This window comes from Brucella pseudogrignonensis (assembly GCF_031454375.1).
GTDB lineage: Bacteria > Pseudomonadota > Alphaproteobacteria > Rhizobiales > Rhizobiaceae > Brucella > Brucella pseudogrignonensis_A.
Genome location: NZ_JAVDQT010000001.1, coordinates 1,218,936 through 1,230,939, shown reverse-complemented (window position 1 = coordinate 1,230,939; position 12,004 = coordinate 1,218,936). Strand labels below are relative to the sequence as shown.

Below are 12,004 nucleotides of genomic sequence, written 5' to 3'. Positions count from 1 at the left end.
TCAACATTGAAACAGGACTGGATGATTCGATGCCTGCATCGCTTAACCGCAGACATGTTATTTCTCTTGCTGGCGCAGCCGCCGCAGGCCTCGCCTTTGCTGGTAATGCAAGTGCGCAGGCACGCAGTGCTGAAGCGTCCGTCGATGCTGCCAAGGTTGCAGAAGCTGGCAAGCTCAAGGACATGGTTTATGGCAAGGCCGATGCGCCTGTTACCATTGTTGAATATGCATCGCTGACCTGTTCGCATTGCGCTGATTTTGCAGTCAATACTTTCCCGACCATCAAGGAAAAGTACATTGATACCGGCAAAGCGAAGCTGATCTTCCGCGAGTTCCCATTCGATCCGCGCGCAACCGCTGCTTTCATGCTGGCGCGCTGCGCACCGGAAGACCGTTATTTCCCTATGGTTGAAGTGTTCTTCAAGCAGCAGCAACAGTGGGCTGGTGCAGCTGACGGTGAAGCTGCACTGCTCCAGATCGCGAAACTTGCAGGTTTTACACAGGAGTCGTTCAAGGCTTGCTTGACGAACCAGCAAGTTCTCGATGATGTGAGAGCAACCATGGAACGTGGATCGACGGAATTTGGTGTGAACGCCACGCCAACTTTCTTCATCAACGGACAGAAATATGCTGGAGCCCTTTCGGTTGACGAGATGTCGGCAATCATTGACAAGCTGCTCTAAGCCGCCTTTCGGCATGAAAAGCGGACGCTTTATTGCGTCCGCTTTTTGCGTTTCTGAGGGAGGCGCTTACTAATGCGTTTCTCCAAACTTCGCCTTGTTGGTTTCAAGTCCTTTGTCGAACCGATGGAGTTCGTCATTGAGGGCGGGCTGACTGGCGTTGTCGGGCCAAATGGTTGCGGCAAGTCCAATCTCGTTGAAGCACTGCGCTGGGTGATGGGTGAAAACTCATACAAGAACATGCGCGCCTCCGGCATGGACGATGTCATCTTCTCCGGTTCTGCCACGCGCCCCGCGCGCAACACGGCGGAAGTTACGCTTTTCCTTGATAATTCTGATCGCACGGCACCCGCTGCATATAATGATCAGGATGAATTGCAGGTTTCGCGCCGTATTGAGCGCGAAGCAGGATCTGTCTATCGCATCAATGGCAAAGAAGCGCGCGCCAAGGATGTGCAGCTGCTGTTTGCGGATCAATCGACGGGGGCTCGCTCGCCATCGATGGTGGGGCAGGGTCGGATTGGTGAGCTCATTCAGGCCAAGCCGCAGGCACGGCGCGCATTGCTTGAAGAAGCCGCGGGGATTTCCGGTCTTCATACGCGCCGACACGAAGCGGAATTGCGGCTGCGTGCTGCGGAAGGCAATCTCGAGCGTCTTGAAGATGTAGTGGGAGAGCTTGGCAGCCAGATTGAAAGCCTGAAACGTCAGGCGCGTCAGGCCAATCGCTTCAAGGCACTATCAGCTGATATGCGGCGCGCTGAGGCATCGTTGTTGCACTTGCGCTGGTCACAGGCCAAAGCGCAGGAAGGTGAAGCACAAAGTGCATTGGCACAGGCAACCACCGTTGTCGGTGACATGGCGCAGGCGCAGATGAATGCGGCGCGTGAGCAGGGCGTTGGTGCGCATAAATTGCCTGAATTGCGCGAAGCAGAGGCGAAAGCCGCCGCCGCTTTGCAGCGTCTTTCCATTGCTCGGACGCAGCTTGACGAAGAGGATGGCCGCATTCGTTTGCGCCGTGCCGAACTGATGAAGCGGCTTGAGCAACTCACGTCAGATATTGCGCGTGAAGAACAGATGGTGCGTGAAAACGCAGATATTCTGGAGCGGCTGGACGAAGAAGAGCAGGAACTGATTGCTTCTAATGAGGCATCTGGCGAGCGCGATGAAGAATTGCGTGCGATCTTTGAGGAATCGGAAATCCGTTTGCAGGACAGCGAAAATGCGCTTGCTCGCGTGACAGCGGAACGCGCAGAGGCTACCGCTGAGCGCACACAGATCGAGCGCGCTTTGCAGGAAACGCAAAGTCGTCGTAACCGTTTGGCAAGCCAGATGGAAACAATCGAACACGATATTGCGGCCGTTGCTGAACAGATCGGCGGATTGTTTGATCCGGCTGAAAAACGTGTGGCTGTTGAAGCTGCAACGGATGTGCTGGCAGCCTCTGAAGATATGGTCATTGCAGCTGAAGAACTGGTCGGTGCTGCGCGTGAGCAGGAAGCGGCAAGCCGTCAGCCGCTCAATGAAGCGCGCACTGAACTTAACCGCATTGAGACCGAAGCGCAGACGCTTGCTCGCATTCTCAATGCGGGTGAAACGGGTCAGTTTCCGCCGGTTGTTGAAGAGTTAAAGGTCGAAAAGGGCTATGAAGTCGCCCTTGGTGCAGCGCTTGGTGAAGATCTCGATGCTGCAAGCGATACCAATGCGCCTGTTTTTTGGGCTTATAATCCGGCAGTACACAGTGACCCGGCATTGCCAGAAGGCAGTGTGCCGCTTGATCGCTTGGTCGACGGCCCGCAGCAATTGCGCCGCAGACTTGCGCAAGTAGGTGTAGTCTCGGATCAGGATGGTCAGAGGTTGCAGGCTATGCTCCGGCCCGGTCAGCGACTGGTCAGCAAGGCTGGTGCATTGTGGCGCTGGGACGGTTACACAGCAAGTGCTGATGCGCCAACACCTGCTGCGCAGCGGCTTGCCCAGAAGAACCGCTTGGCGGAACTTGAGCAAGAGGCAGTGAATGCCAACTCAAGAGTTCAGTCTGCTGAGCAGGCCGTGCAACGCTTTGAAGTGGCTGTGCGTGAAGCTGTTGAGCAGGAACGGGTGGCACGCGATGCATGGCGCGCTAACCAGCGCAGGCTTGATGAGGCGCGTGAAGCGCTGGCAGCCGTTGAACGCGCAGCGGGGCAACTGGCAACCAAACGTGCTGGTCTCGAAGAGGCCAAGTCCCGCCTTGAAGAAAATCTCGAAGAAGCACAGGTTCGTGTTGTTGAGGCGGAAGATCGGCTCAATGAAATGCAGGATCTGCAATCGATTTCGGAGCGACATACGGCGCTGAGTGCAGAAGTGCAGTCTGACCGCGGAAGGCTTGCGGAAGCACGTGCGGCCTATGAAGGGCAGCGACGTGAAGCGGACAATCGCGCCCGTCGTCTGGCGATGATCGGGCTTGAGCGTCGTAACTGGGCGTCGCGCGCAGAAAATGCTGCACAGCAGATTGCAGCCCTGAATGATCGTCGCGCGGAAACTGCCGATGAGGCGGAAGCGCTTGCCGAAGCGCCTGAAGAGATTGAAAGTCGCCGCCGGGCATTACTCAATGAGCTTTCGGAGGCGGATGAGTGCCGCAAACACGCGGCCGACATTCTGGCGCAGACGGAAGCTGCACAGGCAGAACTCGATAAAGCTGCAACGCTTGCCATTCAGCATCTTGCGACCAGCCGCGAGCAGCGTGCACGTGCGGAAGAGCGTCTGACAGCTGCCGAAGAACGCCGCAAGGATACTGAAGCACGTATTGCCGATGTACTGAACTGTGCGCCACATGAAGCCATCCGTCACACGGGCTTAAAGCCTGATGACCGTATGCCTGATCCCGATCAGCTTGAACGCCAGCTTGACCGCTTGCGTATAGAGCGCGAGCGTCTTGGTGCGGTTAACCTGCGTGCTGAAGAGGAAAGCCAGGAACTTTCTGCGCGTCTTGAGGCGATTATTTCTGAGCGCGAGGACGTCATTGAAGCGATCAAGAAACTGCGCCAGGCGATCCAGAGCCTTAACCGTGAGGGGCGTGAACGCTTGCTGGCCGCATTTGATGTGGTGAATGCGCAGTTCCAGCGCCTGTTCACACATCTTTTTGGTGGTGGCACTGCGGAATTGCAGTTGATTGAAAGCGATGATCCGCTGGATGCTGGTCTCGAAATTCTAGCACGTCCGCCCGGCAAAAAGCCTCAGACCATGACGCTGCTTTCAGGCGGCGAACAGGCGCTGACCGCTATGGCGCTGATTTTCGCCGTTTTCCTGACCAATCCGGCACCGATCTGCGTGCTGGACGAAGTGGATGCACCGCTCGACGATCATAATGTCGAGCGCTATTGCAATCTTATGGATGAGATGGCGGCTTCGACCGAAACGCGTTTTGTGGTCATCACGCATAATCCAATTACGATGGCGCGTATGAACCGCCTGTTCGGTGTAACCATGGGCGAGCAGGGCGTGAGCCAACTCGTTTCGGTTGATCTTCAGACCGCAGAGCAATTGCGCGAAGCGGTCTGATCCTCGCAGCTAAGTTAGCTTATTATTCCTCATCGTCGCTTTCGTCTTCGTCATCATCGGCTTCAATGATTTGCCAGATGAACTCATGAAGACGTTCTTCAATGCTTGCTCTGGAAGCACCGGATGCTTCCATTTCGCGCTTGATTTTGAAGAACTGATCCTTGTCGGATTGCGACAGGTATTTAGCGGCGGATTCAAGGGATGACAGAGATGTGGACATGGCTGTTGTTACTGTCTTGTTTGGTCAAATGCTAGAGTCTATCAACGCGCTCTATACGTCACGGTCATTTTTGCGCCCGTGAATGCATGATCTGCAAGCTTGCCCGGTTCCAGATCGTTGAGGCCAATTGGCATTGGTTTGTCGAAATGCAAATCCAGTGTGAAGAAGCCGTTTGGATGCGGCATATCTTGAACAAAGCGCAGCAGAGCTTTTCGGGAAGACGCATCAATCTGATTGTCCGGCATCGCTTCGACAGATTTGCTCACAATGTCACGCAGACGCGCAATATCGACTTCTGGGTCGCTCTCACCAGTCTCAGTTGGTAAGGCGGCGTAATTGGCAAGAAGGGGAAGAGCGAGGCTTTCCCATAATCCCTGATTATCGAGGCGTATGCGCAAGTGGGAGAGTGTGGCGCTCGGATTGGCAGTGAGGCTTCCAACAGTTGAATCAACCGGTAGGTTGATCTCGGCAGACACAGAGGCCTTGCCCATTTTGGTGCTGTTAATTTCTGCATTTTGAATGTGCAGATAACCGCTTTTGGGGTCGAAGCGATAGGAAGCGCTGAAATCAATTGGCCATTGCTGAATTGAGGTGATGTAGTCAGATACTTTGCTGCCGCTTTGTATCGTCATACGCATCCCATCAACGGCGATGCGTCCCCATTCCGGGACAGTTTTGTTCAGATCAGGTGCGTCAGAAAGATAGTCCTGAAAGTGATCAACCTCCAGAATGGCTCTCTCGATCGTCCAGCCCATCAACTGCATAGTGTGATAAATGCTGTTCGAAACAACGCAACCATCTGGAATATCTCTGACGGCATAATCCTTGCCAGGCGTGAGAAGGCTCATTCCTTTGAGAAACTCTTCACATTGGCTGAGTGGCACATTTTCAGGTGCTGGCGCTTCTGTTCGGGCAAAAGCAGAGGTTGCAGCGAGGGAAAGCAGTACAGTTGGAAGAATGAAGCGCATGTCACCAAATTCTATTTGAATTTATAAGATGCGCCGCATCATTTACATATGATAGCTGCTGTCAACCTGCGACCATGATGTTGTTAGTTCTCGCTCCAGACGGCAAGCTCATTGCCGGCAGGGTCGGTGAAGTGAAAACGACGACCGCCAGGAAAGGCGAAGATTGGTTTCACAATCGTTCCACCGGCTTCGGTGACGGCCTTTAGCGTCTCCTCGAGCTGTGCTGAATAAAGTACAGGCAAAGGCTTGCGTGTCGCTTCCGGGTCTGCATCAAAACCACCATCCAGACCTTCTGCAAAGGCGGAATAAGTAGGGCCGTAATCAACGAAAGACCAGCCGAACGCGCGCGCATAAAAACTCTTGGCACTATCCAGCGAACCATTGCCCGCAGGCATTTCAAGATAATCGAGTTTGCCGGTGATGCGCATAGTCTACTCCATGTGTTCTATATTTGTTCTTATTTTTGCCGCAAGACACATGAAGAGTCAATCGTTGCTTCCGCTTAAAAGCCGTCTAATCGATTCTATTACGAGCCTTTGTCTTTTTTGATTGGCAGACAGTGACTTGATCGCATAAGCACGAAGAGAGTTTCTGCAAGCCTGTGGAAAACCACAGACATTGCGGACCGTTACCTGCGCATGGGAGGCCAGAATGGCAAAGTGGGTGTACGCATTCGGTGATGGCAAGGCAGAGGGCGCTGCGAGTGATCGCAACCTTCTGGGCGGAAAAGGAGCGAACCTGGCTGAAATGAGCAGCCTTGGTCTGCCAGTGCCGCCCGGTTTTACAATCACCACTGAACTGTGCACCTCCTATTATGACAATGAGCGCACTTATCCTGCTGAGCTGGACCGGCAGGTGCAGACGGCGCTTGATCAGGTGGCGAAGCTAACCGGACGCGTGTTTGGTGGAGCGGAAAAGCCGCTGCTTGTTTCGGTTCGTTCGGGTGCGCGGGCATCCATGCCGGGCATGATGGATACGGTTTTGAACCTTGGTCTTAACGATGAAACCGTGCAGGCTATCGCGCGTGAAGCTGGCGACGAGCGTTTCGCCTATGACAGTTATCGCCGGTTCATTCAGATGTATTCGGACGTCGTGTTGGGCGTTGATCACGGTTTTTTTGAAGAAATTCTTGAAGACAAAAAGGCCGATCTCGGCGTTGAGGTCGATACGGCTTTGAGCGCGGGTGACTGGAAAGATGTGATCTCGCTTTATAAGGAAAAGGTGGGGGAAGAACTGGGCCAGCCTTTCCCACAAGACCCGCATCAGCAGCTCTGGGGAGCAATCAGTGCCGTTTTCTCAAGCTGGATGAATGCGCGTGCGATTACCTATCGTCGGCTGCACAACATCCCGGCGCAATGGGGTACGGCGGTCAATGTGCAGGCCATGGTGTTTGGCAATATGGGCGAAACCTCTGCGACGGGTGTTGCCTTCACGCGCAATCCATCGACCGGCGAAAAGAAGCTCTATGGCGAGTTTCTGGTCAATGCGCAGGGCGAAGATGTGGTTGCGGGTATTCGCACACCGCAAAACATTACAGAAGAAGCACGCATTGCAGCGGGCTCTGATAAGCCGTCGCTTGAAAAGGTCATGCCGGAAGCTTTTGCTGAATTTCTGAAAGTGGCAGACCGGCTTGAACAGCATTACCGCGATATGCAGGATCTGGAATTCACCATCGAGCGCGGCAAGCTTTGGATGCTGCAAACGCGCTCCGGTAAGCGCACGGCAAAAGCAGCGCTCAAAATGGCCGTTGAAATGGCTGCCGAAGGATTGATTACGCAAGAAGAAGCCGTTCTGCGCATTGATCCTGCTGCACTCGACCAGCTTTTGCATCCGACCATCGATCCGCGCGCTGAGCGCATTGTCATCGGACAAGGCTTACCCGCTTCTCCGGGGGCTGCGACTGGCGAAATCGTATTCTCATCGGAAGATGCCGAACAGGCCAAGGCTGAAGGCCGCAATGTCATTCTGGTGCGGGTTGAAACAAGCCCGGAAGACATTCACGGTATGCACGCGGCGGAAGGCATTCTGACGACGCGCGGTGGCATGACCAGCCATGCGGCAGTGGTTGCACGCGGTATGGGCAAGCCTTGTGTGTCTGGCGCAGGCTCTCTGCGCGTTGATTATCGCAATGGCATCATGCTTGCGGCCGGTCAGACCTTCAAAAAGGGTGATGTGATCACCGTTGATGGCAGCAATGGGCAGGTGCTGAAAGGCAAGGTTGCCATGTTGCAGCCAGAGCTTTCAGGTGACTTTGGTAAGCTGATGGAGTGGGCAGATAAGACGCGTAGTATGAAAGTGCGTGCCAATGCCGAAACGCCAGCGGATGCGCGCACTGCGCGCTCGTTTGGCGCAGAAGGCATCGGCCTTTGCCGCACTGAACATATGTTCTTTGAAGGCGAACGCATCATCGCCATGCGCGAGATGATCCTTGCCGATAAGGAAGATGGTCGCCGTGCTGCTCTGGCCAAGCTTTTGCCGATGCAACGCTCGGATTTCGTAGAGCTGTTTGAGATCATGAAGGGTTTGCCGGTTACAATCCGTTTGCTTGACCCGCCTTTGCATGAGTTCCTGCCGCGTACCGACGAGGAAGTGGCGGAAGTAGCCAGCGCCATGGGTGTGGATGCGGAGAAGTTGCGCGAACGTGCCGATAGCCTGCATGAGTTTAACCCTATGCTCGGCCATCGCGGTTGTCGCTTAGCGATTTCCTATCCTGAAATTGCCGAAATGCAGGCGCGCGCGATCTTTGAAGCAGCTGTTGAAGCGGGTAAGAAGACCGGTGAGCACGTCGTGCCAGAAGTGATGGTGCCTCTGGTCGGCCTCAAAGCGGAGCTTGATTTCGTCAAAGCGCGCGTCGATGCGGTGGCAAAGGAAGTGATCGGCGAGTCCGGTGTTCAGATCGACTATATGGTCGGCACGATGATCGAATTGCCGCGTGCGGCGCTGCGGGCTGCTGAAATTGCGGAAACGGCAGAGTTCTTCTCGTTTGGCACCAATGATCTGACGCAGACGACCTTCGGCATTTCGCGTGATGATGCTGCACCATTCCTTTCGACCTATCAGAGCCGTGGTGTAATCGAACAGGATCCGTTCGTTTCATTGGATTTTGATGGCGTGGGTGAGCTGATCCAGATCGCGGCCGAGCGTGGACGCAAAACACGCGACAAGCTCAAGCTCGGTATCTGCGGCGAGCACGGCGGCGATCCGGCATCAATCAATTTCTGCGAGAAGACAGGCCTTGATTACGTGTCCTGTTCGCCATTCCGGGTGCCGATTGCACGATTAGCCGCAGCACAGGCTGCAATTAGCAAGAAATAGTTACCACAATTCGGCTATGGTTCTGGCGTTTAAGCGCTTTGCTTGATTGCCAGAACTTCATTTGCCGGGGTGGCTATGTTTCGTCAGTTTTTCGCGGCAGGGGCCGCACTTGTTTGTTTCAGCCATGTGGCAAGCGCCTATGATGCGCTGCCGCAGCCTGAAAAGCATGAAAAAGTCAGCATTGTTGAGCCAAAGCTATATATTGCAAAAGGTGGGCCCGCGGCACCGCAGGTAGCACTCACGCTTGATGCCTGCATGGGAAAGACAGATCATCGTATTCTCGATGTTCTGGTACAGAACCGTATTCCGGCTACAATTTTTGTCACTGCGCGCTGGTTGAAGCAGAATGCCGAAGCCTTTGCGGTAATGAATGCCCATCCCGATCTGTTTGATATTGAGAACCATGGCAACATGCATGTGCCAGCCATTACCAATGTGCGCACGATGTATAATATCAAAACGGCGGGTTCGTTGGATGCCGTTCGTTCCGAAATTGATGGTGGTGCTGATGCAATTGCGAAAGCGGGTGCATCCAAACCAAAATGGTATCGCGACGCGACTGCACGCTATTCGACCGATGCTGTTAAGCTCGCGCAAGGCATGGGCTATGAGATCGGCGGTTATTCGCTGAATGGCGATCAGGGTGCATCTTTGCTGGCACCGGTCGTTGCAAAGCGTATTGCGGCAGCACGCGATGGCGATGTCATTATCGCACATATTAATCAGCCATCACGGTCGGCGGGTGAGGGCGTGGCCAAAGGCATTCTCGCACTTCAGGCAAAGGGTATGAAATTTGTGAAGCTGCGCGATGTTAAAACGAGTATGGAGCTTAATCCTGTGCCCGCACATAATTTGCACGCTGTAGCGCCTGCGGCAATTGCAAAGCCACAGGAAGCTGAGTGAATTACTTAACCGCCATTGGTCGTTTTGCCCTTCGGCGTCAGACTTTTCATCACGGCTGCATAATTGTGGCCGAGGCTGACGAATAGAGAGTTTTCGCCAGTGGGTGGAGCCACCGAAAGCGTGGTTCCATCGTGTCCTAGTGTGACGAATACAACCTGATCGTGCGGTTGCCCGGCAATGGCAATCGCACCAATGCGCTGCGCCTGAGTGGTATCAAGTGCCGGCATGTTGAAAAGAACTTCGCCACCTACGCGCTCAGCTGCTTTGGCAAGGGCAGTATCAAATCCTTCGATGAAAACGTCGATGGCCCCAAGAGCAAATTCAAGCTCGACAGCTTCCAGCGTCATGACATCCTGCTCTGATTGTGCAGTGCTGGTTGTAGCTGGCATATGGCCATTATGAAGGGTGCGATCCATGTCGTCCTCTCCGACGATTCTTAAAGAAGCCCCCATATATGTAATCATGCCTTTCGTTAGAAGTTGCTGCAATAGCTTTTATATTGATTTCACTATATTTTTCCCGACTATTTTTATAACTGGCTAAATTCACAGGTTAGAGTGAGCCTTTTTCTTTTGCGCGCGCATAGTCTCTGTTATGCATGGACGTGCTCCAAACGCAGTTGGGAACCCGCATGAAAAAGCTTCGCTATCAGCGTCGGCAGTCGCACTCCGCAATATGGGCGTTGCGGCTTAGCGTGTTTGCAATGGTTTTGTCAGCGATTGGTTTTACCCTGCACCGATTTGGCAAAATAGAGACGCCTGACTTTGAGCTGCTTACAGTTTTAGGTGGTATCTTCGCGGTTTTGGCACTGATCCTCGCGGCCAAAGGACTACGCAATCTATGGGTGAATGGTGATAAAGGCGGGGCGCGTTCATCCTGGGCATGTATTTTCGCATTTTCTGTTTTGTTGCCGATCGGCTTTGTTGCTTCAGTTTGGTATAGCTCGCCACCGCTCTATGATCTGACGACCGATTTTGAGACACCACCGCAATTCCCCTCGACAATGCCTGCGCGCCTTGCGCGTATGAATGCACTACCAGTCGAGGTTCAAGGTGATATGCTGGCGCAGATGTCTGCCTATCCTGACGTGATGGGGAGGCGTTATGAAGCTGCACCTGACCGCGTGTCGCAGGGCGTGGTAAACACAATCAAAGCCTTCGGCTGGACGCAGATTAGCTCCAGTGGGACACTGGCTGCGGAGAATGCTTTACTCTTTGCAGTGATTGCTCACAGCACCATTCTTGGGTTGAAAAGCGATGTGGTTATCCGCCTGCTTGATGAAGGCGAGACGACTTATGTCGATATGCGCTCCGTCTCGCAGTACAGCGAGCGTGATATGGGGTTGAATGCTGCCTTTATTACCAGCTTCTTGTCTGCTCTTGAGGGTGAAGTGAACAAGGCGCCTGCTGACGCAGAATAATCAGCGTGGCTGATAAATGCTGTTGAGTGATGGATAACCATCGGTGGTGATCTCTCCGCGACTGACCAGATCTTCCAGATGAGCGAGAACAGAAAGTGCGGCTGCGCCATGCAGGCGCGGGTCTGTATCGCGATAAATCGCTTTGACCATAGCGTGAATGGTCCGATCACCCTGAACAATTCGCTCCAATATCGCCCGCTCACGCATTTTGCGATGCGCGCGTAAACCACGCACGAAGGCTGCCGGTTTCGTCACAGCGCCGCCATGGCCGGGCAGATATATGCTGTCGTCGCGCTCCAGCAGCTTTTCTAGCGAGGTCATGTAATCGCTCATCGATCCATCGGGCGGTGCGACTATGGATGTTGCCCATGCCATAACGTGATCGGCGGAAAACAGAATTCCGGTGCCTTCAAGGCCGAAGGCCATGTGGTTGGCAGCATGCCCGGGCGTGTGTATGCCACGCAACGTCCAGCCATCGCCATCGATTTTTGCGCCATCGTTTAGCGCTATGTCGGGCATAAAATCCGTATCTGCACTCGCTTCAAGCATGTTTACTTCGCCACTGTAATAGGGGCGGGAGGGGCGATGCGGACCTTCGGCGACAACAAGCGCGCCAGTTTCGTGTTTTAGTCGCTGCGCAAGCGGCGAGTGATCGCGATGGGTGTGACTTACAAAAATATGGCTGACTGGACGTCCGGCAATAGTCGCGAGAAGTGCCTGATAATGGGCTTCATCTTCCGGGCCGGGATCAATGACGGCAAGCGTATCGGTGCCGACAATATAGCTGTTGGTACCATGAAAGGTGAAAGCGCTCGGATTGTTAACGGTCAGACGCAATAGGCCTTTACTCAGGGGCACCGGAGTTCCATATTCAGGCAGAAAGCTGCCGTTGAAATCGAGTGCCATTGAATAGTCCCCATTGAATAATCATAGTTCTTTGGTTTTATGGTTAAAATGGATTAAA

10 protein-coding genes are annotated in these 12,004 nt (G+C 53.9%); 5 read left to right on the top strand and 5 right to left on the bottom strand.

Annotated features, from left to right (window positions below):
• Window positions 1-29 precede the first annotated feature (29 nt).
• Together J2782_RS06210 and J2782_RS06205 are read left to right on the top strand one after the other, a co-directional pair.
• A complete protein-coding gene (locus J2782_RS06210; protein WP_310010734.1) occupies window positions 30-683 on the top strand; it encodes a DsbA family protein in 654 nt (217 codons plus the stop codon).
• A 72-nt stretch (window positions 684-755) separates the two neighbouring features.
• Window positions 756-4,214: a chromosome segregation SMC family protein gene (locus J2782_RS06205; protein WP_310010733.1), complete on the top strand. Its 3,459-nt coding sequence runs from the start codon at window positions 756-758 to the stop codon at window positions 4,212-4,214.
• A 22-nt stretch (window positions 4,215-4,236) separates the two neighbouring features.
• Here the strand turns inward: J2782_RS06205 and J2782_RS06200 are convergent, their stop codons facing one another.
• The 3 genes from J2782_RS06200 to J2782_RS06190 all read right to left on the bottom strand — a co-directional run bounded on the left by J2782_RS06200 (window position 4,237) and on the right by J2782_RS06190 (window position 5,830).
• Complete coding sequence (locus tag J2782_RS06200) at window positions 4,237-4,434, bottom strand: hypothetical protein (RefSeq protein WP_310010732.1); 198 nt, start codon at window positions 4,432-4,434, stop codon at window positions 4,237-4,239.
• A gap of 41 nt (window positions 4,435-4,475) precedes the next feature.
• The gene (locus J2782_RS06195) at window positions 4,476-5,402 is read right to left on the bottom strand and encodes a hypothetical protein (RefSeq protein ID WP_310010730.1); all 927 of its coding nucleotides are present in this window, start codon (window positions 5,400-5,402) and stop codon (window positions 4,476-4,478) included.
• Window positions 5,403-5,485: 83 nt separating this feature from the next.
• Window positions 5,486-5,830: a VOC family protein gene (locus tag J2782_RS06190; RefSeq protein WP_250042782.1), complete on the bottom strand. Its 345-nt coding sequence runs from the start codon at window positions 5,828-5,830 to the stop codon at window positions 5,486-5,488.
• 223 nt (window positions 5,831-6,053) lie between these two features.
• Here J2782_RS06190 and ppdK point away from each other — a divergent pair, with 223 nt between their 5' ends.
• Window positions 6,054-8,717, top strand: coding sequence for a pyruvate, phosphate dikinase (gene ppdK, locus J2782_RS06185; protein WP_310010729.1), 2,664 nt, complete (start codon window positions 6,054-6,056; stop codon window positions 8,715-8,717).
• 75 nt (window positions 8,718-8,792) lie between these two features.
• Complete coding sequence (locus J2782_RS06180; RefSeq protein ID WP_310010728.1) at window positions 8,793-9,620, top strand: polysaccharide deacetylase family protein; 828 nt, start codon at window positions 8,793-8,795, stop codon at window positions 9,618-9,620.
• Between the two features lie 5 nt (window positions 9,621-9,625).
• Here J2782_RS06180 and J2782_RS06175 read toward each other — a convergent pair whose 3' ends face one another.
• Entirely contained in the window at window positions 9,626-10,036 is a 411-nt protein-coding gene (locus tag J2782_RS06175; RefSeq protein ID WP_310010727.1) for a hypothetical protein, read from the bottom strand.
• Between the two features lie 215 nt (window positions 10,037-10,251).
• On the opposite strand from J2782_RS06175, the gene J2782_RS06170 reads away from it, so the two are divergent.
• Window positions 10,252-11,040 (top strand): DUF1499 domain-containing protein, encoded by a 789-nt coding sequence (locus J2782_RS06170; protein WP_310010725.1) that lies wholly within the window; start codon window positions 10,252-10,254, stop codon window positions 11,038-11,040.
• Here the strand turns inward: J2782_RS06170 and J2782_RS06165 are convergent, their stop codons facing one another.
• Window positions 11,041-11,946, bottom strand: a complete 906-nt coding sequence (locus tag J2782_RS06165; RefSeq protein ID WP_310010724.1) for an MBL fold metallo-hydrolase — start codon at window positions 11,944-11,946, stop codon at window positions 11,041-11,043.
• Window positions 11,947-12,004: the final 58 nt, after the last annotated feature.

Excerpts from the sequence above, each read along its gene's own strand:
- J2782_RS06210 (WP_310010734.1), top strand. The coding sequence starts at position 30 with ATGCCTGCATCGCTTAACCGCAGACATGTTATTTCTCTTGCTGGCGCA.
- J2782_RS06205 (WP_310010733.1), top strand. The coding sequence starts at position 756 with ATGCGTTTCTCCAAACTTCGCCTTGTTGGTTTCAAGTCCTTTGTCGAA.
- J2782_RS06200 (WP_310010732.1), bottom strand. The coding sequence starts at position 4,434 with ATGTCCACATCTCTGTCATCCCTTGAATCCGCCGCTAAATACCTGTCG.
- J2782_RS06195 (WP_310010730.1), bottom strand. The coding sequence starts at position 5,402 with ATGCGCTTCATTCTTCCAACTGTACTGCTTTCCCTCGCTGCAACCTCT.
- J2782_RS06190 (WP_250042782.1), bottom strand. The coding sequence starts at position 5,830 with ATGCGCATCACCGGCAAACTCGATTATCTTGAAATGCCTGCGGGCAAT.
- ppdK (WP_310010729.1), top strand. The coding sequence starts at position 6,054 with ATGGCAAAGTGGGTGTACGCATTCGGTGATGGCAAGGCAGAGGGCGCT.
- J2782_RS06180 (WP_310010728.1), top strand. The coding sequence starts at position 8,793 with ATGTTTCGTCAGTTTTTCGCGGCAGGGGCCGCACTTGTTTGTTTCAGC.
- J2782_RS06175 (WP_310010727.1), bottom strand. The coding sequence starts at position 10,036 with ATGGATCGCACCCTTCATAATGGCCATATGCCAGCTACAACCAGCACT.
- J2782_RS06170 (WP_310010725.1), top strand. The coding sequence starts at position 10,252 with ATGAAAAAGCTTCGCTATCAGCGTCGGCAGTCGCACTCCGCAATATGG.
- J2782_RS06165 (WP_310010724.1), bottom strand. The coding sequence starts at position 11,946 with ATGGCACTCGATTTCAACGGCAGCTTTCTGCCTGAATATGGAACTCCG.